Source organism: Peribacillus saganii (assembly GCF_003429095.1).
GTDB lineage: Bacteria > Bacillota > Bacilli > Bacillales > DSM-1321 > Peribacillus > Peribacillus saganii.
In genome coordinates this window covers 45,023-67,732 of sequence record NZ_QVTE01000003.1, presented here as the reverse complement: position 1 = coordinate 67,732, position 22,710 = coordinate 45,023, and the positions used below count along the sequence as shown (strand labels likewise).

Sequence of the window (22,710 nt, the reverse complement as noted above, 5' to 3'; positions counted from 1 at the left end):
CCACCAACGGGTCAAACCGTTGATAAATCAACATTTATAGAGGGAGTGAATATGTATGCCGTACATTCAATTTGATGGGCCTGTTCTATCGAAAGAGAAAAAAGCTGAATTAGTTGAGGAATTCACAAAAGTGTCCCGAGAGGTATTAAATATGCCTGAACAGGCATTTACAGTAATTATTAGAGAGAATGAGTCAGACAATGTTGGGGTGGGTGGAAAACTGCTTTCAGAACTCCATAAATAATTTTAATTAGAACGAGAGGTGGCTAAGACGTAAGCCGCCTCTTCTTATTATAGAAAAGAAAACCCTAGGCCCAGGGTTTAATAATAGTCTGATTCAAAAGATTGTCTACCGACTTTTGAGTCAGATTCATTTGGATAATAGTATGTAGGCTACAATTCCCCTAATATATGCAAAAAGGTATCTGCCACACAACTCTCAGAGTTTTTTTCTTTCCTTCCGCCGTTATTATTAATTTCATTCCAAAATAAACGTAACTTTATAATTAATAATTCTATGAATGATTTTAATTTCACTATTTGGGAGAAGTTTTGCTCAATCCTTGGCTGCCAGGGTAGGTCCTCTTTTAAAAAAGGAATTTTCGATGTTTGTTTCCTGTAAAGTCGCTCTTGCTATCTCAATTGTTCTTATAAAAAAAATCTTCCATTGTTTGCCGTATGAAAACGTTGACACGCTGATAAAAATGTTGTACATTTACAAAGGTTATCCGAATGTTTTTGTATAACGTTAACTTTAATATTCGTATTTTAGGGGTGTAATTCATGGAAACTGTATTTGATTACGAAGATATTCAATTGATTCCGGCAAAATCCGTGGTAGAAAGCCGATCCGAGTGTGACACAACAGTCACCTTTGGCGGACGTACATTTAAGCTGCCTGTAGTGCCTTCCAATATGCAAACGATAATAGATGAAAAGGTCTCCATTTATTTAGCGGAAAATGGTTATTTTTACATCATGCACCGTTTTGAGCCAGAGAAGCGGCTGGCGTTTGTGAAAGATATGAAATCGCGTGAATTGTTCTCATCCATTAGTGTGGGGGTTAAAGAGGAAGAATATAGATTCATAGAACAATTGGCAGAAGAACAACTTTCACCTGAATACATTACGATTGATATCGCACATGGCCATTCAAATGCGGTGATCAAGATGATCCAGCATATTAAGAAACACTTACCTCATAGCTTTGTTATCGCCGGGAATGTCGGAACTCCTGAAGCCGTCAGGGAATTGGAAAACGCCGGTGCGGATGCGACAAAGGTGGGAATCGGGCCTGGAAAGGTATGCATCACGAAAATTAAAACCGGATTTGGAACGGGCGGCTGGCAATTGGCTGCAGTCCGTTGGTGTGCAAAGGCAGCCAGCAAGCCGATCATTGCGGATGGAGGCATCCGTACACATGGCGATATCGCGAAATCTGTAAGGTTTGGTGCATCTATGGTCATGATTGGTTCATTGTTTGCCGGGCATGAAGAATCACCTGGGGAAACAATTGAGAAAGACGGGAAGCTATATAAAGAATATTTTGGTTCCGCTTCGGAATTCCAAAAGGGCGAGAGGAAAAATGTTGAAGGTAAAAAAATACTTGTGGAACACAAAGGGTTATTATCAGATACTTTAATAGAAATGGAACAAGATCTTCAATCCTCCATTTCCTACGCAGGAGGAAACAAGCTGGAAGCAATCCGTAACGTGGATTACGTCGTCGTAAAGAATTCAATCTTTAACGGTGACCGAGTATTTTAATAGATTAAAAGCGAGAGGGATTGGATTTTTATTAAATTGCTCACTTAAAAGTTTGACGATCAAGGCTGCGATTGCGCGGCCTTTTTTCTTGTTCAACTATCGTCTTAGGTAAAGAAGAGTGTTTAATATATCAAGTTACTGATTTGACAAATGGAACTTCCGGGATAAGCGTCTCTTTGGAGTTCAGACATAGTAATACACAGAGAAAAAACGCCAAAAGCGGCGTTTGTATATGGCGGTTTTATCTGAAATAGCGGATCGTGGTGTAAATCGTTGCTTTTATCAGCTGAAGTAGTCACAGCCGATTTTTCTAAACGGGCCGGTCTAGAGGTGAAAACGGTATGATCTACTTCAACATGAACTTTATGTTACCAAATTTGTACAGAGAAGTCATGTATAATTACCCTGAATGGAAAAGAATATGTAGCTGTAAAACTATTTGAACAAAATCGAACCTCTAGATAACAAATTATGGGTGGTTCTCCAGTACAGCAGTAATTTCATCCTATTACCCATTGGTTGGATATTATTGCCGCGAAAATTAACAGTACCAGTAACCCTGTTATTTGTAATAGAGTTTATGTTTATATGTGCCATAAATTTTAGACGATTTCATCAAAATCATGGGCAAAAGATGTAGGCAATAATATAACTTCTTTCATAATATAAAAAGCTCATAAATTATTAGAAAGAAGTGTTGAAATGTTTTATCACATAAAGGAACTCCAATTTGAGGCAAAACCATGCAGGCCTGATCCGGCCTTCGCAAGAAAGCTCCAGGAAATTTTGGGCGGGCAGTTTGGTGAGATGACAGTCATGATGCAATACCTCATGCAGGGGTGGAATTCCCGTGCAGAGCAAAAATACCGTGATCTGCTGCTTGATATCGGCACTGAAGAAATATCTCATGTGGAAATTGTAGCCACATTAATTGCGAGGCTTCTCGATGGTGCTCCTTTAAAAGAACAGGAAATCGCAGCGTCCTCAGATCCTCTCGTATATGCTGCTTTGGGCGGAATGAATCCCCGCCAATTTATCGCAGCGGGCCTCGGAGCACTGCCTGAAGACAGTGAAGGTGTTCCCTGGAACGGACGCTACACGGCTGCCAGCGGGAATTTGCTCGCAGACTTTCGAATGAATCTGGCAGCAGAGTCGCAAAGCAGGCTGCAAACTGCACGATTGTTTGAATTGACCGATGATCCCGGGGTAAGAGACACTCTGGCATTTTTAATCGCTAGAGACACAATGCACCAAAATGTATGGATGGCAGCCATTTCAGAAATAGAAGCGAAAGAAGGTAAAGTGGCACCAGGTACCTTCCCAATTGACAGAGAAAGAACTGAATTCTCATACAAATATTTTAATCTTTCCCGCGGGGAAGAAAGCAGTACAGGACGATGGGCAAACGGAATATCGAAGGACAGATGCGGAATCATCGAATATGTGCGGCAGCCGCAGCCATACGGGGAACCAGCGTTTTTACCGCCCGCTCCTCTTTATACACATGATACTCCTCCTGGACCGCTTCCTTCCATAAATAAATGTTAAAACAGCGGGATCCCTCAATAGCCACTTACAAGAAGGATAACCGCATATGGTTATCCTTGTTTTTTGGGCTTTTTTTTCACAGGTATTAACGAAAGAGACTTCTAAAAGGGATGTTAACAAGCCCTGTCACAAACCTAAATTGGTATTTTGTTCGTGGGATTGAAAACACCCCAGGAAGAAGAAACAATTGCATCCTTAAACATGGTTTCAGCTACGCAAAAACTCCGCGAACAGCAACCAATTACAAGGGTTATATGGTGATTACTTTAAGATTTAAAATTAAACAGCATTTGCTTTATAGTTCTAACTGCAACTTAAGTTACATGCTGCATCTGCCCCAAGACTCTGTCTTGGGGTTTTATGGTTATCTAAATAGCTGGGGCAGCCACAGCAGTAATTCTCATTAAATTCTGAAAAAAATATAATTTTCTGTTGACGATAAAAGTGTATTAAGTATATAGTACAAATATAAGATGTATGGACTACTTAATACATACACTAATAATTACCAATCCAGCTATAAAAGTGAGTGTACATCGGAGGTGTTGAAATGAATGTTACCTTTAATAACCGCGATCCAGTGTATTTACAGGTTGTCCGCTATTTTAAGGAACAGATTGCGACAGGTTCAATTATTGCAGGGCAGGAAGTACCGTCACGAAGGGAGATTGCGGCCAGTTTAAAAATCAATCCAAACACGGCTCAGAGAGCGTATAAGGAAATGGAGGAACAAGGTTTGATTTATACAGAAAGAAATCATCCAAGCCGGATTACAACGGACCAGAAGATTTTAAACAGTGTGCGGGAAGAGCTGATTCTCCAGGCAATCGATACGTTCCTGGAATCGGTAAAGCCGATCAATGTTCCGGTCGATGAATTGCTGGCGCTGGTAAAGGAAAAATATGTGGCGAACATTGAGGAGTAGGAGGCAGGCAACGTGATTGAAGTGAAAAATATTTCGAAAAAATTCGGCAGGAAAAAGGTGCTTGACGGATTATCCTTTCAGGCGAACAAAGGGGAAATAACCTGCTTGATTGGAATCAACGGCTCCGGTAAGACGACTACATTAAAAGCAATTATGGCTTTGACACCTATTTCCGAAGGTCAAATCCTGATTGATGAGTCACCAATTTCAAAAAGCAGCTATGAAAAAGTCACATTCATTCCAGATACGATCACCATGCTGCCCAACATGACGATCAAGGAATCCATGATGTTCATGAGGGACTTCTACACCAATTGGAATGCGGATCGCGCATCACAGCTGCTGTCATTTTTCAAACTTGATGAAAATACCCGCATATCAGAACTGTCAAAGGGAAACGCAGCTAAAATCAATCTGCTGCTTGGATTGTCCATTGATGTGGATTATGTACTGATGGATGAACCGTTCTCGGGAATCGATATGTTTAGCCGTGAACAAATCGCTGACGTTTTTAACAGCCATTTAATTGAAGACAGGGGCGTAATAATCACGACTCATGAAATCGGTGACATTGAACATTTAATAGACAAGGCGGTTTTGCTCGAAAATGGGAAAGTCCTGAAAGAATTCAACACTGAAGAGATCCGAATGCAGGAGGGCAAATCGGTTGTCGATGTGATGAGAGAGGTGTTTTTGAGATGAACCGTTTTCTTAAATTGGTAAATTTCGAAATAAACAGAGCATCAAAATTATTTGCATCACTATTAGCGATTGTAGCAGTTTCACAATTTGCCGGTGTTGTTGTAAGGTCAAAAAGTTATGTAAGTGAAGCAAGCAGGGTCATGCGGGAGCAATCAATAACACAGGCAGAATTCCTTAGTAGCCATGGTACGATCAGTTTTTCGCAAATCATAACAAGCCTATGGTTCCTTGGTCCGATCGCACTAAGCGCAGCTTTATTGATTTTGTATATCTTTTTGATCTGGTACCGTGACTGGTTCGGGAAAAATACATTTATTTACCGGCTGCTGATGCTGCCTACTGAACGAATCAACATCTTTTTCGCCAAGGCTACAGCGATTGTCCTACTGGTTCTTGGACTGATCGCATTTCAGCTGTTCCTGCTCCCGATGCAGCAGACGATTCTTGAATCGCTGGTACCTGCGGAGTTTCTTGGCTATTCAGACTATCATCATGCACTGAACAGCTTCTGGTTTTTGTCCTTGATTATCCCGCATTCTTTCGATCAATTCCTGCTGTCGTATGGCGTTGGCATTATGGCTGTATTCCTTCTGTTTACTGCAATATTATTCGAGAGAAGCTTCCGTTGGAAGGGAATTGTGATAGGGATTCTATTCATCATTTTTGCCGGACTGCTGCTTATGGCACCGTTTTTTGCGGAGGATATGCTCTATCCGACAGAGCTGTTGCTTCTGGAGGGCGTGCTGCTTATTTTGATCACTGCATTATCAATCGTCATCAGCCGGTTTCTATTAAATAAAAAGGTAACTGTGTGAGGAGGGGAACGAATGAAACGATATTGGAAGACAATAGTAATTACTCTCGCTGTTTTGCTCGGAATTGGCACTTTTTATATCAGGAATGCAGTATCTGCAAGCAGCCTTCCACAGTTTACATTTGTGAAGGAGTCAGGTGACGATAGTGAAATAATGCCTATCGTATTAGCTGGATCCTTTGACCGATCTGGCCATTTTGGAAGTTCGGAAGGCCTGCAAATAGTAGATAATGAGATTCAATACAGCAGTGAACAATCGCTTATTGAACAATTCACCGAGGGATATAGAGGAGAATATGGATTAATAGATCTTCAGGAGAAATACCGGTCCTTCATGAGGGGGAAATGGGGATCAGCGTCTTTTTATGAAGATAAAGATTTCCTGTTATATGCTACAATTAAGGAAGAGGGCAGTAGCGAAAAGAAAGATTTTTCATTCAGCATTTCGCTTCTGGACAAGGAAAATGAAGAACGAACTGATATTAAAATTGAAATTCCGATGAAGAGATCTATTATATACATGGGTGAAGTGGATGTTCAGATGGTAGGCCGGATGTTGAAAGTGGTCGCGGAGCATGCTCCCTATACAAATTCAGATTTTGAGGACAAAGAAGTCCACGTATACACCATCGATTTATCAAGCAAAAAAATCATTGCAGACGATCTTATTTTTTATAGTGAAAACGCTGGGGAAAGCTTTATTAATTATCAAAGATTGGCTCAAAACAATATAAGGAACCCAAACAAATATATCGTTTATGAAAAATATTCGGTTCAAGAAGGAACAGACAGCTACGGGAACAAGACAATGGAAAAACGAGCGAGCGAGCTGATTGCTTATAATCTTGAAACAGGAAAACAACAAACGATTCAAACAGGTAGATTGAATAATCCTGATTATTCTGGATATGAGTCATTTTATAATGATTCCGCGATATACGTTATTGAACGAAATGCTGAGAAATTAAAAATTGAAACATATGATATACACAGAAAGAAACTGATGAAGACATTTGAATTTCCAGTCCTATCCAGTAAAAATACTGAAGATACCAAGGTTATCATTAAAAACAGTAGAATATATTTGTATTCTGCAGATGAAAGTTATCCCCGTCAGACGAAACAGCCGCCGGCCCAGCTCATAATTGCCGATTTAATGACAGGCAAGACAGTGTATAAGGGTAAGCTGGTAGCAAAAAAAGGGACGGAAATGGAAGGGATTCTCCGGACCCATTACATGGAAATAAAATAAGACAAGTTTAAACAATGGGTGTTTCAATCGGATCATCCTTTCGAGGAAATCAAAGGATCACCTAATTGGTAAATGTAGTAGCGGCAAATGAAGGCGAAGTAGGAGAGTCAATTAGATAAAGGCACTATTCTATGAAGGATTAGTGCCTTAATAAAATGAAGTTCTTATTTTTTATGACAAAAGATTTTTATGAAGTTAAAAAATTCAGAAAGGTTGAGAAACGGGGAGAAATACAGCTGCAATTTTTGACAAAAAGAAACAAATAGTACCGGCTCCGCCTACGCCAAATACCATGATAGCCACTCGCGCTATCCCCACTAAATATAGAATAACGCATGTATATTAATTAGATTTGTACTAGATGTTATGTACTTGTAAATTTTCAGAAGACACATAACAAAATAAGATACAAAAAACATATACGCGGAAAGTCTATATTCTTTTATAATTTGAATTAATTTCCCTCCCCTTATTATAATAAATAGGGATTTTTCTTTGAAAGAAGATTGTGAAGATCTTTACTTAACCATATGGTGTGTAAGTTCAAGATTCAGAGCTGCCTAAATAGGCAGCTTTTTTCTTCAAGTAAAGGAGGGAGTTCAATCAGAACAATTGAAAAAGGAAAATGCAAGTCCTATGTAGAAAGTAAACATAGGCTTTTTTTACGAGGCAAGTATAATGTTTATCGTTAATGTTGAAGGTGCCATATACAAAAATGAAAAATGGCTGTTAATAAAACGTAGCGAAAAAGAAGAACATACAGGAGGATTTCTCTCTCTCGTTGGTGGCAAGGTAGAAAAAGAAGGAACCTCAACAGATATCTTAGAAAGAACGCTTAAAAGGGAAGTTGCTGAAGAAGTTGGGGTAGAGGTTTCAAATCTAAGGTATGTTAATAGTTCATCCTTGGCATTTTCATATTGAATTAAAGGGACAGGTTAGTAATTATAGGAAGAGGGAAAAAGAATGGGATTAAAGAGCATGATAAAGAAGGAAATAAAGAAGCAAATAAAGAAGCAAGTAACAAAAAAAGCTGGAACGACTGTTGGAAAAATAATCGAAAAAGTAATGAAGAAGATTTAAGCTATGTATTTTAGATGTAAACAATGAAGGGTGGCTGTGAATATAAGAGGGTGTTTCCAGTCTTTTCTTTTAGAACAGGCTGCCATATTAAGGCGGCTTTTTCCTTATTGACGGGGTAATTTATGATATATGTGATATTTGCAATTGGGAAGACGACCCTACGCAACTTGAATATCTAGCATTAGATTTAGGTCCAAATGATGGCAGTTTATGTGAAGAGTAGCTAAAATTTTAAAAACTATACCAGCTATGAAGAATTACAAAGGCTTTGATAGAGATAAAGAATGGAGACCACTTCATTCTGACGGTACCACACGTTCTAAGCCTCATAAAACTGGAATGGATTATTCCAACGTTAGTACATAAAAAACGCCCTTCATGTCATCATGTATGGGCGATCGTTACTTTAAAAGACTTTAGGTTATTATGAGCATAAAATAGGAGAAGAGAGGAAACAACAAACACTAATGTTATATACGATTCCGGGGGGAACACCTCTCTTCAACCTGAGGAAAATTGGAAATGAGAAAACAATTAATTAAAATCCCTCTGCTGGGGATAAAGCGTCTATTTTTTAAAAGTAAGTATCAGAAGAATTCCGTAAAAAAAGAGATTTCAACTTCATTTTGACACGGTCGCAATCACCCAGTTTTTCAACCAACGCGATTTTCAGTTCATTCACTACCCATGCATTTTGCGGGTCTGTGTCAGCAATCTTTAATTCATACATTAGCATTTTTAATTCTTCTCCGTACTGGAATTCCGCCACTTCCTACCATTCCTTCCTATCTTTGTTTTTCGGCAATCATGTACGGCAAAAAGCGTAGCCGTATGTTATACATACACACTACCACAAGACAGGGGACAGTATGATGTTTTCGTCAATAAAAGATAAAATATTACAAAAATTAAGAAAATTGTTAGTTTACAAAGGTGAGGGAAAATTAACTGATTGAATAGTGGAATAAGTATCAAAATAATACGCATTTGATAGAAAAACCTCTTCATGAGGGGGAGGAAGAGGTTTTCCAGTGCAGTATTTGATGCTTCTTTCTGATAATAATGATAATCTTTTCAATTGTTTCGTAAGTTCAAAACTTGTACCACAATTTATGTAATCATTCCAATTGTTAAGTTCTTTATATTTGTTTTTCTGCTATTTACCACTTGTCCTTAGTGTCATTATTTTCTAGTTTTTTATCAATTTATTAATGGTTAAGGCAGCTGATTCTACATCAGTGTAAAATTCCGTATGCTCTGTTTTCAAGAAAGTGATTAAGAAATAATTTTGCATTTTTTCTTTTTTAACTGTTATTGAAAAAGGCAGCGTACTTTTTGAACAAGTATGGGTGATTTCACAATCATCAAAGTAGATTAAATCTTGTAACATTTTCTTGATTGTATCCAAGTTCATATAAAATCACTCCTACAATTTTTTTAGGAAATAAAGTTACAAACATTAAAAAATATTTCTTTACCCAAATATACCACAAACCAAACCTATAATTTTAGGGGATTTTTACCTAAAAAGAATGAAAATTGTAAAATTTCAACGAAATATAATGAATTCTTGTCATTTAAGGTGATTATTAAGGTTTACAAGTTGGGTATGCTTACCCTTTGTCGGCTTTTACCGGTGAAAAAACCTTGTGACTAACGGGTACTTTGGCTTAAGTACCCACTTAACTACAGGCGGCTTTTTTTCTTATTGAATTAATGCGAAGTTTACTTTAATAAAAAGGGGGAATTAATTACCCTAACTACTTTGAATGGGGGAATTGATGCGAATACATTTGATGCTCTATAAGAATCCATTAAAGAATGGGAACCCCATGGATTATTATCCAATGTAACAAACAATGAACCAGAGAGAGGTGATAATACCACCCCTTTTACGATTGTAAAATTTTGAACAGCTTTAAACGTAATACACAAGGTTTTCGTTAGGTGGTACCCAAATGTTGTAAAATTTAAAATCATAAAAATGAAAGGATGTGAAGACTATGCCTGAAGAAGAATCAAGCAACAAATCTCAATCACAAAGAGAATTATGGAGAAAACAAGTGGAAAAATTAAATCAGCTTCCCCACATGAAACAACACCAGTTAAACAATGGCTGGAAATTGTACACTAATGCCGAATTCTCATTTTGGGACAATGATCACAATTATTTAATTGTTGATCATGAATTAGATACGGTGTTTGTATTTTACTTTAAAGAAGATGCTATTAAAGTTAAAAAATCTAGTTGGGACATAGAGTTTACTTTTAACATGAAGAAGCAGCATATTAAAGTATTCCGTAAGTATTCTGAAGATCAATAAACTGCGTAGTATAGGAATAGTCAATAATCATATACTTATTATGACAAATAGAATACAGTGGAGAAGCTGTCTAATTAATAAAGCCGTTTCTCTGGGATTTCCTGTGCCTTAGAGGGCAATTCTATTGGTAGCGAAAATTTTTACATAACATTTGTGTTTAGAAAGGAGAGAGGTGGATGGAATCAATTTGGCTTGAATATGCCTGGGCATTGCTCATTCTAATTGGATTAGAAGGATTGTTATCGGCTGACAATGCCCTTGTACTAGCAGTTATAGCCAAGCATTTACCCGAAGAACAGAAAAAAAGAGCGATAAATTACGGAATCATTATGGCCTTCGCTTTCCGATTTGCTGCACTATTTGCAATTTCTTTTATCGCAAACGTCTGGCAGATACAGGCGATAGGAGCAGCTTATCTTCTATACTTAGGCTTAAAACATGTCATTCAGGCCCGGTTCGGGAAAGAAAATGAGAATATTCATAAGGATGTGAAAGAGGAATCCGCTGGGAAAAGTTACTGGGCCACAGTAGGGAAAATTGCTTTAGCTGACCTCGCTTTTGCAATTGATTCGATTCTAGCTGCGGTTGCTCTTGCCCTTGGTCTTCCGGATTCACCGCTCGATAATTTCGGCGGCATGGATGGTGGACAGTTTATTGTAGTTGTTCTTGGAGGTATTGCTGGCCTTGTGTTGATTAAGTTTGCAGCAACCTGGTTTGTGCAACTTCTCGAGAAACGTCCAGCATTGGAAACGACTGCATATGCAATTGTCGCCTGGGTCGGTGTCAAACTTGCTGTCATTACTCTTGCCCATGAGGATATTGGTATCTTAGATCATCATTTTCCCCACAGTACCATTTGGACTCTGATCTTCTATGGAGTATTAGTCGCTATTGCTTTAATCGGCTGGTTTGCGCCTGCTAGTAGGTCATTGGCGAAAAATAAATCCTAACCAAAGAATAAACAGAGGAAGATGAGAATAATTAATGACATATAACAATGTAGCAGGCTGCCAATACACAGGTGTACTTTTGCCACACCAAGAAAAGCAATACGAAAGATTAATCTATCGACCTTCGAATGAGTATTGAAGTTCATTTAAGAAATATTTTCATTTTTTGTGGTGAATAGTTGATTTTTGTGGCTGTGAGTAGCTTTCGGGTGCGTTGATCCAAGCAGGATTAACGCACCTTTTTATTGACATTATTGAACTAAATACACAAAAGAGCAAAACAAAATTTACCTTACTCGCACTGGTCAAGTTTTAGATGTTGTATCCTGCAATAATTAAGAATTATCTCTGTGGCGGATGGTCAAAACTATTTTAATTCTTGTATTTGTAGTTTCGATTTTTGTTGGAGTACTGATACTTTGACAATATAAATCTTAACATCCTTTTATGCTAGCTGGTGCTTACGGGGAAAGTCACTTGAAAGATTCCCTTGTTGCCTGTCCGTTTAAATAAAAGGTAGAAAGGCTGATTAGGGAAATCCCTATGAGCGGCATAGTGAAAAATGGAAATTTAGAAACCTACTTCATTAATGGAGCAAGGATTTTTTGTAATTGTTCAATTTCTTTTTCAATATAGCTTGACATATCCTTCATGAAGAGATTCAATATAATCTTTCCTTTCACCGTTGTTTTTATTGAGATTGTGACGCCAGCATAGGATGCGATTTTTGGCACTGCAGGAATTCCAGTGAAATTCTATTAAATGCTTGAGGCTGATCAACATTACAAACATGGCCGCTGTCATCAATGATTGCCAGGGATGCATTTTTACTTCTTTTCACTGACTCCTCCACCGGCAAAAGAAACATATAATCCTCATTACCCATAATATAGATGGTTGGAACGTCAACTGGGTTCCTTTCAAACTCCAGCAGAAGAGGGGCTGTATCTTTTGTCAGCTTGAACCATCTGATAAACTCTTTTTGACAGAGCTTTTTTGCCTGTTCCACGAATAAAAGGCGAGATATTTCATGCTTTTTTCTAGGCATTAGACACCAGGCAAACAGTTTATACAGCCACATGTAAGGGATTATTTTTTTACTGATATTCCCAAGGAACATCAGCGTCTTCACCCGGGAATTCAAACGAAGGACCGCTCCCCCTAAAATCATGGATTTCACCCTCCCAGGCACCAATTCAACTATGTTTCGGATAACTATGGTCCCTAAAGATATTCCTATGAAATGGGCGGCATTAATTTTTAAATGATCCAATACCTCAATAACATCATGACTTACTTCATTAAAAGTATATGGGTGCGGTGATTTTATATGGTCCTTGGACTTCCCATGCCCCCTTAAATCTAGCAAAAGGATATTATAGAATTTCTTGTATTCTTTAATCTGTTTATACCATATGGATGAGCTTCCTCCTGCCCCATGGATAAACACAACCCAGTCTTGATGGGGACTTAGTTCAAAGGTTTTAAAATAAAGCATGGTTACCCTCCTTGGTCTCTTTTAATCGGGGCAGCCTATAAAAAAGACTTCTGCCCAATCGCGGCAGAAGTCTAAGGGTCTTATCAAAAAAACAAAAAGACCTCTACCAATTGATAAAGGTCTTGCTAACAACTTAAGTTGCCAACAAAGCCGGGAGCCTGCTGCTCCGTAATGACGACCTTGCTGTAAAAGCTACTCCCCTTTAGGAGAAATTAAGTTTATGCATCTATTATATTAAACAAGGGTTTTTGTGTCAAACACTTCGCTAGGCTTTAGCAAAATTCGCCAAGCCCGCTCAATGTTCTGTAGAAAAGCATTTGCGAGTTTTGCTTTTTTATATTATAGACTTTTAAATTTATAAGGTATTCCTATTATTATTTCAATAGCAAAATAGTACGAAAAGTTCCATTCATAATAAAGAGAGAAAATTAATTAAACAAATAATTGTATTGTTCTGATAATTTAGTATAATTATGGAGGACTGGTTGGACCAATATTAGTATCGGTCCGACCAATTCTTTTGATATGACAACGCAGAAAGTAGGAGAATTGGATGAAAGCAGCTAGTGTAAATCTGGTCAACGCCTTAAAGGAAGTTCTATCCGAAAGTCAGGTAACAGTAAACCAGACAGTAAGAGAATTACATGGCAGGGATGAATCATACCATGCTGTAAGCCTTCCCGATATTGTTGTTTTTCCAGAAACGGCACAGCAAGTAAGTGAAGTTGTAAAATTGGCAAACATGTACAAAATTCCGGTGGTCCCTTTTGGGTTGGGTTCCAGCCTCGAGGGGCATGTCATACCATATGATCATGGCATAACGATTGATTTTTCACAAATGAATAAAATCCTGGAAGTGCGTGAAAACGATTTCCTCGTAAAAGTTCAGCCTGGCGTAACGCGTTCACAACTGAATAAAGAACTTAAAAAGTACGGCTTGTTTTTCTCGGTGGACCCGGGAGCTGATGCTACTTTGGGTGGAATGGCGGCAACCAATGCCAGTGGAACAACATCAGTTAAATATGGTGTGATGCGTGACCAAGTCCGTGATCTAGAAGTGGTTCTCGCAGATGGTTCGATTATACATACCGGTAATTTGGCCGCTAAATCGTCGTCTGGTTACCATCTGAACGGTCTTTTCGTTGGTTCAGAGGGAACGCTTGGCTGCTTTACTGAATTAACGTTAAAAGTTTATGGAATTCCGGAGCATGTTATGGCAGCGAGAGCATCATTTCCGGAGTTGAACAATGCAGTAGATGCCGTTGTATCCATTTTGCAGGCTGGTATTCCAATTGCAAGGGTGGAGCTTGTCGATGAACCATCAATGAAGCAGGTTAACCTTTTTAGTGACACAAGCTATAACGAAGGTCCAACACTATTTTTGGAGTTTCATGGGAATGAAGCAGGATTAAAGCAGGATGTAGAGTTCACAAGAGAAATAGTAGAAGACCATGATTGTCTTGATATTAAATTCGAAACAGATAATGCGGCGAGGAACCAGTTATGGGAAGCCCGCCACAATCTTGCCTATGCTTATATTCACGGCACTCCTGGTAAGAAACTGATGGTGACTGATGTGTGCCTACCGATTTCAGAGCTGTCAGGTGCAATTCGCCATGCAAGGGAAGCGGTTGATTCCCTTGGTCTTACAGGTGGTATCGTCGGCCATGTAGGAGATGGAAACTATCACGTACTTTTGATGATTGATAACAACAATCAGGAAGAGATTGCGAGGGCCAAAGAGCTAAATGAACAAATTGTCCTATATGCCCTTGAGCGTGGTGGAACATGTACTGGAGAGCATGGAGTTGGGGTCGGCAAACTAAAATATCAGCATAAAGAACATGGAGAATCACTTTTCGTAATGGAGAAAATCAAAGAAGCCCTTGATCCATACAATCTATTAAATCCAGGTAAAATATTAAAGCCGAAAGAAAGAGTGTGATGAAATGAAAGCTTTAGAAGCAATCAGTACGATAGCGGGAAAATATTTTGCTGTGTGGGTTATCTTAATATCTGTCATTGCCTTTTTGGTTCCAGAGCCATTTTTGGGACTGGGGGGATATATTACGATATTGCTTGGTGTAGTCATGTTTGGAATGGGGCTGACTTTGAAGGCAGTTGATTTTAAAATAATCTTTACCAAGCCTCTGCCGGTGCTAATTGGAGTTTGCGCCCAGTTTATCATCATGCCAACTGTCGCTTTTCTCATTGCCAAACTCTTAAATTTGCCAGCCGAATTAGCTGCTGGGCTGGTTTTGCTCGGCTGTGTACCAGGAGGAACAGCCTCTAACGTTATGGTGTATCTGGCAAAAGGGAATGTTCCGTTGTCGATAGCCATGACTTCTGTATCAACACTATTGGCACCGATCATGACACCATTGCTTCTGCTTTTGCTGGCAGGACAATGGATGCCGGTTGATGCGGTTGCCATGTTTAAGTCCATTATTCAGGTCATCATTCTTCCGATTATTTTAGGGTTGGCTATTAAGAAATTTTTCCCTGCGGCAGTTGAAAAAAGCTTAACCGTTTTACCGCTTATTTCGGTTGCAGCTATTATTACTATTGTAGGTGCAGTAGTTTCAGGCAATGCTGCCAGCATTGCCACGTCCGGGTTCCTTATTTTTACTGCCGTGATGCTTCACAACGGATTTGGGCTTCTATTTGGCTATTTAACAGCAAAAGCGCTTGGGCAAAATGAAGTGAATAGAAGAGCGATTTCGATTGAAGTTGGCATGCAAAACTCCGGGTTAGGAGTTGCACTGGCAACTGCACACTTCGGGCCGCTGGCAGCCCTCCCAAGTGTCCTGGGTGCTGCATGGCACAACATTTCCGGACCAATCCTCGCAACTTACTGGTCAAAGAAACCTGCTGGAAACAGTAAAGAGGACTCATCAGTCCATCCGGTGGAGGCCAGGCTTTAATATAGTAAAAATGATCCTATAGACACGGGACTGACCCCATAAAGCGAGACTATAAAAAACACCTTTAAGTTGAAAAACGGGTATGGAATACCTAAAAAGCAACTTGGAGGTGTTTTTTCTACTGTTAGTATAGTTTGGTTACCTTATCAAGGGAGATCGCCTGTTAGAGAATAATAATTAGTCTGTCTCGTTTTGTGTCCGAAGTTATCTATCTTACATCCCGGGACAAAAGAAAAAGAAGCCAAGTCCATATTTGATCGCTAGAAAAACCGCTTGGCGGTAATCACATATTGATTTACCATCTCCCGTACATATAAAATGCAGGAAAAAATCATAACTGGCCATTAAAGCAATTCTGAAACCGCTTAAACTACCATAAAAAAAACTTCTGTAACACCATAAAAAGACAATACCAAAGAAGTATGGAGCAAGACAAACTTGAACAACTACTTAAATACGCGTATGAACCTGAGTTTGAAAATATTTACAGGCAAAAATGACACTAGAACCAGTCTTTCGGTATGGCAATTACCTTGATGCTTGTTTCATTAACGGTGCGTTTACTTTAAGAAACGGTTGCCATTCCCAGCCGGTTTTTCTTATTAGTTTTAAACAAATGAGTCAGATGGAAGATGGAATGAAATGCAGGAGAAATCATAGTAAACAAAAAATGAGGAACAATAAATTGAACGATATAAAAACGATATAAAGCGAGGAGTTTTATGAAAAAGGCTGCAATGTTTTTCTTATGTCTTCTTATCTTAATTTTTCCATCACAAGTTTTTGCTCAACGAAAAGTACCTATTTTAATTTATCATTCAATCGACGAGTTCAAAGGACAGGGATCCAAGGAGTTATATGTAACCCCTAAAAATTTTGAGGAACAAATGATTTATTTACGAGATCATGGCTACACTCTATTAACTTTTGATCGGTGGCAAGACATTTCTAAAGTAAATAAGCCCATTTTCATTACATTTGATGATGGATACAAAAACAATCTGAATGCATTTGCAATCTTTCAGAAACTGAAAAACGAACGTTTCCAACCAACTGGTACCATTTTTGTAATTTCTGACTTTATCGGCCGTTCCAACCGACTATCAAAATCGGATTTAAAAATGATGGCTGATTCGGGTGTATTCTCCATCCAGTCTCATTCGGCTACACATCCTGATTTAACGAAAATAAAAATATATCAATATGAACTGAAAGATTCCAGAGATAAAATTCAAAAAATAACGGACAAACCAGTTATTGCTCTTGCGTATCCATACGGAAATGTTAATAACAAGGTGGTAAAAGAAACGAAGAAGTACTACATGTTTGGACTTACGACAACTCCTGAACCATTTTCTGTGAAGGGCATAAAAGATGAACTATATCTTTTACCACGACTCTATATCAAGTATTCAACAACTCTTGATGACTTTGCAAAGATAGTGGATGGAGAATGAAGGCATCTACTAACTGGGTAAGCCCATTTTCTTCTGGATCCAAGGGAAAAACGGGTGCGTTTGTTTAGAATAGGGAGTTTCTGCGGCAGCTCCCTTTCCTAACGGGAGTTCAGTTTAAGAGAGAATTTGTAATTTATATATAGAATTAGTTTTATGCCGGTACAGTTTAAACAGGGGATATGTCCTTATATAAAAGGCTCTGTAACTATATTTTTGATTTTCATTTATCATTTAAATTGTTTGTAAAACTGGTCATACGCTTATTGATGCCGTTCTCAGCTAAATCTAAAACATTTGAACGTTTATCTTCTGTTAATTGAACTCTTTTCATAAACTGCTGACTTTCTAACTTATTAATTAGCTGGCTAATTGCACTTTTCGAAATCCCCATTTGGTCCGCAAAAAACGACGGAGACTTTTGCGGATTACGAATGATATAAGTCAGGAGATTTCTTGTTGTTTATTAACTGAAACGGCATAAAATGTTTCTCCACTTGATGAAATTGCAGCCATATTTCCTCAATCATTTCTAATTACAGGTGAGATACAGCTACAATTTGTTGTCCCATTTATTGATCTTCCTTTTTCATTCGCCAATTCTTTGGATTCATATATGATTTATACTTTGTTACCACTTCTTTACCAACCAATAAAGCCCCTATCCAGAAAAAAACTTCAGCTAACACAATAGAAGCTGTAACACTAACTGCCTTTACACCAGTAGAAAATGGTAAAAAAGGGATAATAGCAATAAGAAGCCAACATAAACACGAAATAATAATAAATAACCAACCTAGCTTATATAAAACTTTACTTTTCAATGAAAGTCACCCTGAATCGAATTTAAGTTAAGTTAACTAAAATATATTTTACAGCAGAAATTTTTAAAAGACAAATAAATGAATAAATTCCTAGTTTCTTAACTAAGAGAAAATACTTTTTGGTCCAATACATTGTTGAACTGCCATTTTCTTTGCAAGAGGTCGCTTTATTTAATGTTCAGAACAACCATTGTGAAGTATATTCAGATAACTTAATGTCGAAATAGAAGAAACCTAATTCTAAACGACTTTATGATTATGTTTTAAATTCGGTAAGGGGGGCTATTAAACATATAAAAATGATTAAACTTTTTTATAAAGAAGTTAATTTTTCACATTAAATTCTACTTAACACCCCTTTGCATTTTCAATGTTTTCTTTATCCTTATCATAGACATATTGGTGTCTATGGACTCATACTCTTAAACCACAGTATTAACTATGGCATTATTAGAAATTGGTCCGGTAAGAAAGACGATCATTTCTATTGAGGATTATACCTAATAAACATCCCATAGAACTTACGGTAAAAGTTTAAGTTAATTAATATAAAAAAATAATGATCATACTTTAAAGTTTCAAATTTGATATTTAACTATTCCCTTGTTATAATAAACTGTTATTAACATATCAAGGAGGAACATTACTTTAATGTCAATTGAAATAGGAAGTAAGGTACAGGGTAAAGTAACTGGTATCACTAATTTTGGAGCATTCGTAGAATTACCTGGAGGAACAACAGGTCTTGTGCATATCAGTGAAGTTGCTGATAGTTATGTAAAAGATGTCAATGACCATCTGAAAATAGGCGATATGGTTGAAGTAAAAGTGATGAGTGAGAAAGAAGGAAAGGTTGCCTTGTCCATCAAGCAAACCATAGATAAACCTGAAGGACAATCTACATTTAAGCAGCGTCCCCGCACACCTCAAGGAAGAGGGAATGATCGTTCTAGAGGTAACTTTAAACCAAGAGAAACATTTGAAGATAAAATGTCCCAATTCTTAAAGAGCAGTGAAGAAAGCTTATCTTCTCTAAAACGTAACACTGAAGGAAAACGAGGTGGAAGAGGAGGAAGACGCGGTTAACTTGCAGCGTTTTCATCTCTTCATCATATAGATAAAGGCGAGCCTATAAAATGGCTTGCCTTTTTTATAGAAAAGAAAACCCCAGGCTAGGCTGAACTGTGCCCCATTTTACGGACAGTTTAAAAAAGCACCTAAGCTGCTAAAAAGTAGACTCGGTATTGAACCGGGGTTATTTTGTTTAATCTCCATGGATAACGATGATTTTTATATTTTTAAATAACCCGCTAAATTTCCGCCTTTACCTCCGATAGATATTCACACGAATTATACTCAACTTTCACTCTTCCTCTAAAAAGCTACGTTAACTTGATTGTTTATTAACTCGCTCTATTTTCCTTCACTAAAATAAAGGATTTCGACGCCAAATAAAAGAATATATAATGCATCACATATTTTAATGAGGAGGGATATTATGAAGGTTATTAAGGAAAATCGCGAGTATGGAATTTTCCTTCTGGATGATGGTTTTTCGATTGTACATCCTGCTTGACCGGAGAGTATTTGGAACATCGGGGATGTTCGGGATATTGATACAAGAAGAAGGCTTTCAGATGAAGAAGTGGAACAATACATGGGTTTAATTGCAAAGGAAATGCCATGGCAGCAGGCAAAGGATAAATTTTGGAGAAGCTGTGCATCACTTGGCGGTGCGGGTACGAAGGAAAAAGAACGAAATATCCAAAAAGCCATATTTGAACAGGGGACAGATGTCGTCTAATTAGTTCAGACCAGCAAGATTGTGAATTATTGAAATTAACTAAAGGGTTTAAGATCTGGGCTGCCATAGAGTGGCTCTTTAGGAAAACCTGGGAGAATCATTTAATGTAATTTAGGATTTAGTATGAGAAACACCATAAAACTGCACCAAATGGAAAGCGTGGATGTGGATAAAGATGCATGTGAAATAGGGCTCGTTTTGAAAGCGGAATTGGTTGCAAATGGTTTTCCACAGACAAATCAGGAACTGAAAAAAGGGAAAGAAATAAAAAAATACAACCTAGAAGGACTTAATCTTCGGGAGGACATAGAACTATTTTTTGGGCTGCCATTTAGGTAGCTTTTTCTTATTGTACTATCGGGTTAATGATAGCTTTACAACCTATGCCTTACGATTTTACATGCCCTAACACTCTTTTTGGGAACGCCCTGACATCACTTAGCACACATATTTCTTATTTAAATAAAATAGCAACATTCCTGCCATACATGAAAGGGAATATACTGTTTGTGAATAAATGTACTTATACTTATGGGTGCTTATATTTGAATAAGAAAAGTTTAAATGACGACAGTTATCTGTCTTTTTTTTTAGTTATGGAATTAGCACACGAATTTGTACTCTTTACAGAAGCATGATTTTTGTAATGCTCTTTCAACGGTTGCTGAAGGAGTTCAAAAACATAAGAAGCAGATTGATTTGTCATTCATCAATCCGCAGGGCAAGAAGGGCAAAACATTCGATTACAGGAGACTTTGTTATCGGTTAAAAACCAATGGATATTTAGCATATAGGATTTGAAGAAAAGGAATCCACAGTTGTCTATTGCATAAGCCCATAATAAGAATAGGAAAGAGTGGGTAACCAAGTATAAGTTATCATCTCTCAAAACAATCTTTCGGCTGTGCATGTTACTATTTAGTCAGAAAAAAATAATCCATTAGAACTAGCGGTTCGTACTTTACTAAAAACGGCCTATTGTCGATATACATATTATGATTAAGTCTATACTGAACATTTTTATAGACTAAAAAAATGACAACAGGAGGCTATTCAAAAATGAAATGGCGAAAAAACATAAAGAATACAATGATTGCAAGTATCGTAGCAACAGGGTTACTAACGGTTTCTTTTACTCCATCTTTGTCTCTTGCTGCTTCAAAAACAACGATTACAACCGCTTCTAAAACGTCCTTGTATACGGTAAAGCGTGGGGATACTTTATACCGAATTGCAGCATCTTATAAAACTAGCGTAGCGAATGTAAAAAAGATAAATAAGTTGAAGACGGATACAGTAAAAATTGGACAAAAACTAAAAGTACCAGTTGTGACATCCAAAACTCCTGTCAAAACGACAGCTCCAAAAGCAACGGAAAAAATCAGCCCCCCCAATCCTATAGCTTATAAATCAGTAGATAAAGAAGTTCTAGGGTTTACAGTTAAATATAATTTAAATGATGTAAGTTCGTATAACATTATGAAAAAACAGCACGATAGTCTTACTTCGATCGCAACAGCTACTCATGTGGTAGACGGAAATGGCAACATTCATGGGACGGTTCCTGCTGAACAACTTGCATTGGCGAATGAAAATCATATTAAGCCAACCCTTATGGTAGGAAATGAATTTAATTCTAAAGTGGCTCACCAGATTTTAAGTAGTAAAACCAATCGAAATCGCATGGTAAATAATATTCTATCTATCTTGCAAAATAACGGATACAAAGGGGTAAACATTGACCTTGAAAACGTTGATGATGCTGATCGAAATGGATATTCCACTCTTATCAAAGAACTTTCAGGAGCTTTGAAACCAAAGGGGTTTGTTCTATCTGTATCTCTGCAACCAAAGACTAGCGACAATCCAAGGCACACATGGGTATACGCATATGATTATAAAACTATTGGTAAATATGTCGATTATATGCTCGTTATGACCTATGATGAACACTATAAATCCAGCAATCCTGGTTCCGTAGCTTCCATTTCATGGGTAAACAATGTCATTAAATATACCAAAAGCGTGGTTCCTGCGAATAAAATCTTATTAGGAGTAGGTTCTTACGGGTATGATTGGAGCCTAAAAGGGCAAACAAAATCCCATAGTTTTGAAGAAATCATGGAAATAGCTAAAAAATACAAAGCTACGATTCGATTTGATAGTGTTTCCAAAACCCCCCACTTCTCTTATAAAGACGAAAAGGGTGTTGTTCATCAAGTTTGGTTTGAAAACGCTCAAAGTATTGCCTATAAGTTGGATATTATAAAGCGGGAAGGATTAAAAGGAATTGGGATTTGGAGATTGGGTCATAACTTCGATGACACTTACTGGAATACCATAGATTCTAAACTATAAAGCAAAATCTGTTTATACTGCCCTGTAATGATGATACGGGGCATTTTTTAAAGCAAGATCGAACCTGCTCGATGATTATCGATAATCACTAACCGAAAACAGCAGCAGAAATAGCTTGTTGATTTTCTGTATTAAAGGTCGACAATACTGCTTATGACGATCCGAAGCTGCTTTCGAGCAGCTTTTTCTTGTTTCACTAACGGAGTTTAGTTCAATAAGGAATTTCCATTTTTCACACAAATGAAAAGGTGTTAATTGGTATGATTAAAAAAGAAATTGTACAGAAATTAATAGGGAAAGCTATATTCTTGGATTATTTTAGCAATAGTTGTTATTGCTCTATCAGGTTAAAGTCTAATAACTGAAACCTTTGGGTTAATCTTGGAGTATTAATAAAAATTATGCTTATGCAATTTGAGTTTCAAATTCGTATGCTTATTCCATGATTTCTTATTCAAGAACCGTAATGTAAGCGCACTAATCCTG

23 protein-coding genes and 1 pseudogene are annotated in these 22,710 nt (G+C 37.6%); 19 read left to right on the top strand and 5 right to left on the bottom strand.

All coding sequences use genetic code 11. The annotated features are described in order from the left end of the window. The first annotated feature begins 55 nt into the window (after positions 1-55). The 9 genes and pseudogenes from dmpI to D0469_RS21830 all read left to right on the top strand — a co-directional run bounded on the left by dmpI (position 56) and on the right by D0469_RS21830 (position 8,311). Entirely contained in the window at positions 56-244 is a 189-nt protein-coding gene (dmpI, locus tag D0469_RS01370) for a 4-oxalocrotonate tautomerase DmpI (protein WP_117324868.1), read from the top strand. Positions 245-783: 539 nt separating this feature from the next. Continuing rightward, positions 784-1,767 carry a GMP reductase gene (guaC, locus tag D0469_RS01360; protein WP_117324866.1) on the top strand — a complete coding sequence of 328 codons (984 nt, stop codon included), beginning with the start codon at positions 784-786 and terminating at the stop codon, positions 1,765-1,767. Positions 1,768-2,469: 702 nt separating this feature from the next. Continuing rightward, positions 2,470-3,315 (top strand): manganese catalase family protein, encoded by an 846-nt coding sequence (locus D0469_RS01355; RefSeq protein ID WP_117324865.1) that lies wholly within the window; start codon positions 2,470-2,472, stop codon positions 3,313-3,315. A gap of 550 nt (positions 3,316-3,865) precedes the next feature. After that, positions 3,866-4,240 (top strand): GntR family transcriptional regulator, encoded by a 375-nt coding sequence (locus tag D0469_RS01350; RefSeq protein WP_117324864.1) that lies wholly within the window; start codon positions 3,866-3,868, stop codon positions 4,238-4,240. Positions 4,241-4,252: 12 nt separating this feature from the next. Continuing rightward, a complete protein-coding gene (locus D0469_RS01345) occupies positions 4,253-4,942 on the top strand; it encodes an ABC transporter ATP-binding protein (protein ID WP_117324863.1) in 690 nt (229 codons plus the stop codon). After that, positions 4,939-5,757: a hypothetical protein gene (locus tag D0469_RS01340; protein WP_117324862.1), complete on the top strand. Its 819-nt coding sequence runs from the start codon at positions 4,939-4,941 to the stop codon at positions 5,755-5,757. Before D0469_RS01345 ends, D0469_RS01340 begins: the two co-directional genes overlap by 4 nt. A gap of 12 nt (positions 5,758-5,769) precedes the next feature. Continuing rightward, positions 5,770-7,008 (top strand): hypothetical protein, encoded by a 1,239-nt coding sequence (locus D0469_RS01335; RefSeq protein WP_117324861.1) that lies wholly within the window; start codon positions 5,770-5,772, stop codon positions 7,006-7,008. 678 nt (positions 7,009-7,686) lie between these two features. Then, a pseudogene (locus D0469_RS01330) lies at positions 7,687-7,911 on the top strand (NUDIX domain-containing protein); the annotation flags it as partial. Positions 7,912-8,194: 283 nt separating this feature from the next. Beyond that, complete coding sequence (locus D0469_RS21830) at positions 8,195-8,311, top strand: CPCC family cysteine-rich protein (protein WP_117324870.1); 117 nt, start codon at positions 8,195-8,197, stop codon at positions 8,309-8,311. 351 nt (positions 8,312-8,662) lie between these two features. Here the strand turns inward: D0469_RS21830 and D0469_RS01320 are convergent, their stop codons facing one another. Continuing rightward, on the bottom strand, positions 8,663-8,857 hold the full coding sequence (locus D0469_RS01320; RefSeq protein WP_117324859.1) for a hypothetical protein: 195 nt from the start codon (positions 8,855-8,857) through the stop codon (positions 8,663-8,665). A gap of 420 nt (positions 8,858-9,277) precedes the next feature. Then, the gene (locus D0469_RS01315; protein ID WP_117324858.1) at positions 9,278-9,502 is read right to left on the bottom strand and encodes a hypothetical protein; all 225 of its coding nucleotides are present in this window, start codon (positions 9,500-9,502) and stop codon (positions 9,278-9,280) included. Between the two features lie 589 nt (positions 9,503-10,091). Between D0469_RS01315 and D0469_RS01310 the strand changes: the two genes are divergently transcribed. Both D0469_RS01310 and D0469_RS01305 read left to right on the top strand, forming a co-directional pair. Further along, entirely contained in the window at positions 10,092-10,412 is a 321-nt protein-coding gene (locus D0469_RS01310) for a hypothetical protein (RefSeq protein ID WP_117324857.1), read from the top strand. 176 nt (positions 10,413-10,588) lie between these two features. Then, entirely contained in the window at positions 10,589-11,362 is a 774-nt protein-coding gene (locus D0469_RS01305) for a TerC family protein (RefSeq protein WP_117324856.1), read from the top strand. A 691-nt stretch (positions 11,363-12,053) separates the two neighbouring features. Here D0469_RS01305 and D0469_RS01300 read toward each other — a convergent pair. After that, on the bottom strand, positions 12,054-12,860 hold the full coding sequence (locus D0469_RS01300) for an alpha/beta fold hydrolase (protein WP_117324855.1): 807 nt from the start codon (positions 12,858-12,860) through the stop codon (positions 12,054-12,056). A 553-nt stretch (positions 12,861-13,413) separates the two neighbouring features. On the opposite strand from D0469_RS01300, the gene D0469_RS01295 reads away from it, so the two are divergent. The 3 genes from D0469_RS01295 to D0469_RS01285 all read left to right on the top strand — a co-directional run bounded on the left by D0469_RS01295 (position 13,414) and on the right by D0469_RS01285 (position 17,241). Further along, positions 13,414-14,805, top strand: coding sequence for an FAD-binding oxidoreductase (locus D0469_RS01295; RefSeq protein WP_117324854.1), 1,392 nt, complete (start codon positions 13,414-13,416; stop codon positions 14,803-14,805). A 4-nt stretch (positions 14,806-14,809) separates the two neighbouring features. Then, the gene (locus D0469_RS01290) at positions 14,810-15,784 is read left to right on the top strand and encodes a bile acid:sodium symporter family protein (RefSeq protein WP_117324853.1); all 975 of its coding nucleotides are present in this window, start codon (positions 14,810-14,812) and stop codon (positions 15,782-15,784) included. Between the two features lie 722 nt (positions 15,785-16,506). Next, complete coding sequence (locus D0469_RS01285) at positions 16,507-17,241, top strand: polysaccharide deacetylase family protein (RefSeq protein ID WP_117324852.1); 735 nt, start codon at positions 16,507-16,509, stop codon at positions 17,239-17,241. 220 nt (positions 17,242-17,461) lie between these two features. On the opposite strand, the gene D0469_RS22040 is transcribed toward D0469_RS01285, so the two are convergent. Both D0469_RS22040 and D0469_RS01275 read right to left on the bottom strand, forming a co-directional pair. Further along, the gene (locus D0469_RS22040) at positions 17,462-17,677 is read right to left on the bottom strand and encodes a MarR family transcriptional regulator (RefSeq protein ID WP_407675717.1); all 216 of its coding nucleotides are present in this window, start codon (positions 17,675-17,677) and stop codon (positions 17,462-17,464) included. A 133-nt stretch (positions 17,678-17,810) separates the two neighbouring features. Beyond that, positions 17,811-18,062: a transporter suffix domain-containing protein gene (locus D0469_RS01275; RefSeq protein ID WP_117324850.1), complete on the bottom strand. Its 252-nt coding sequence runs from the start codon at positions 18,060-18,062 to the stop codon at positions 17,811-17,813. Positions 18,063-18,713: 651 nt separating this feature from the next. On the opposite strand from D0469_RS01275, the gene D0469_RS01270 reads away from it, so the two are divergent. From D0469_RS01270 to D0469_RS01260, 5 genes are all read left to right on the top strand, one after another. Beyond that, entirely contained in the window at positions 18,714-19,148 is a 435-nt protein-coding gene (locus D0469_RS01270) for a S1 domain-containing RNA-binding protein (protein ID WP_117324849.1), read from the top strand. A gap of 440 nt (positions 19,149-19,588) precedes the next feature. Further along, positions 19,589-19,729 carry a hypothetical protein gene (locus tag D0469_RS20910; protein WP_158553318.1) on the top strand — a complete coding sequence of 47 codons (141 nt, stop codon included), beginning with the start codon at positions 19,589-19,591 and terminating at the stop codon, positions 19,727-19,729. After that, the gene (locus D0469_RS20905; RefSeq protein ID WP_158553317.1) at positions 19,720-19,866 is read left to right on the top strand and encodes a hypothetical protein; all 147 of its coding nucleotides are present in this window, start codon (positions 19,720-19,722) and stop codon (positions 19,864-19,866) included. Before D0469_RS20910 ends, D0469_RS20905 begins: the two co-directional genes overlap by 10 nt. A 123-nt stretch (positions 19,867-19,989) precedes the next feature. Then, entirely contained in the window at positions 19,990-20,205 is a 216-nt protein-coding gene (locus tag D0469_RS01265; protein WP_117324848.1) for a hypothetical protein, read from the top strand. 720 nt (positions 20,206-20,925) lie between these two features. Next, on the top strand, positions 20,926-22,224 hold the full coding sequence (locus D0469_RS01260) for a glycosyl hydrolase family 18 protein (protein WP_158553316.1): 1,299 nt from the start codon (positions 20,926-20,928) through the stop codon (positions 22,222-22,224). The last annotated feature ends 486 nt before the right edge of the window (positions 22,225-22,710 follow it).

What these genes read in the sequence shown, in the direction of transcription:
- dmpI (WP_117324868.1), top strand. Translation starts at nt 56, where the DNA reads ATGCCGTACATTCAATTTGATGGGCCTGTTCTATCGAAAGAGAAAAAA.
- guaC (WP_117324866.1), top strand. Translation starts at nt 784, where the DNA reads ATGGAAACTGTATTTGATTACGAAGATATTCAATTGATTCCGGCAAAA.
- D0469_RS01355 (WP_117324865.1), top strand. Translation starts at nt 2,470, where the DNA reads ATGTTTTATCACATAAAGGAACTCCAATTTGAGGCAAAACCATGCAGG.
- D0469_RS01350 (WP_117324864.1), top strand. Translation starts at nt 3,866, where the DNA reads ATGAATGTTACCTTTAATAACCGCGATCCAGTGTATTTACAGGTTGTC.
- D0469_RS01340 (WP_117324862.1), top strand. Translation starts at nt 4,939, where the DNA reads ATGAACCGTTTTCTTAAATTGGTAAATTTCGAAATAAACAGAGCATCA.
- D0469_RS01335 (WP_117324861.1), top strand. Translation starts at nt 5,770, where the DNA reads ATGAAACGATATTGGAAGACAATAGTAATTACTCTCGCTGTTTTGCTC.
- D0469_RS01315 (WP_117324858.1), bottom strand. Translation starts at nt 9,502, where the DNA reads ATGAACTTGGATACAATCAAGAAAATGTTACAAGATTTAATCTACTTT.
- D0469_RS01310 (WP_117324857.1), top strand. Translation starts at nt 10,092, where the DNA reads ATGCCTGAAGAAGAATCAAGCAACAAATCTCAATCACAAAGAGAATTA.
- D0469_RS01305 (WP_117324856.1), top strand. Translation starts at nt 10,589, where the DNA reads ATGGAATCAATTTGGCTTGAATATGCCTGGGCATTGCTCATTCTAATT.
- D0469_RS01300 (WP_117324855.1), bottom strand. Translation starts at nt 12,860, where the DNA reads ATGCTTTATTTTAAAACCTTTGAACTAAGTCCCCATCAAGACTGGGTT.
- D0469_RS01295 (WP_117324854.1), top strand. Translation starts at nt 13,414, where the DNA reads ATGAAAGCAGCTAGTGTAAATCTGGTCAACGCCTTAAAGGAAGTTCTA.
- D0469_RS01290 (WP_117324853.1), top strand. Translation starts at nt 14,810, where the DNA reads ATGAAAGCTTTAGAAGCAATCAGTACGATAGCGGGAAAATATTTTGCT.
- D0469_RS01285 (WP_117324852.1), top strand. Translation starts at nt 16,507, where the DNA reads ATGAAAAAGGCTGCAATGTTTTTCTTATGTCTTCTTATCTTAATTTTT.
- D0469_RS01270 (WP_117324849.1), top strand. Translation starts at nt 18,714, where the DNA reads ATGTCAATTGAAATAGGAAGTAAGGTACAGGGTAAAGTAACTGGTATC.
- D0469_RS20910 (WP_158553318.1), top strand. Translation starts at nt 19,589, where the DNA reads ATGGAATTTTCCTTCTGGATGATGGTTTTTCGATTGTACATCCTGCTT.
- D0469_RS20905 (WP_158553317.1), top strand. Translation starts at nt 19,720, where the DNA reads ATGGGTTTAATTGCAAAGGAAATGCCATGGCAGCAGGCAAAGGATAAA.
- D0469_RS01265 (WP_117324848.1), top strand. Translation starts at nt 19,990, where the DNA reads ATGAGAAACACCATAAAACTGCACCAAATGGAAAGCGTGGATGTGGAT.
- D0469_RS01260 (WP_158553316.1), top strand. Translation starts at nt 20,926, where the DNA reads ATGAAATGGCGAAAAAACATAAAGAATACAATGATTGCAAGTATCGTA.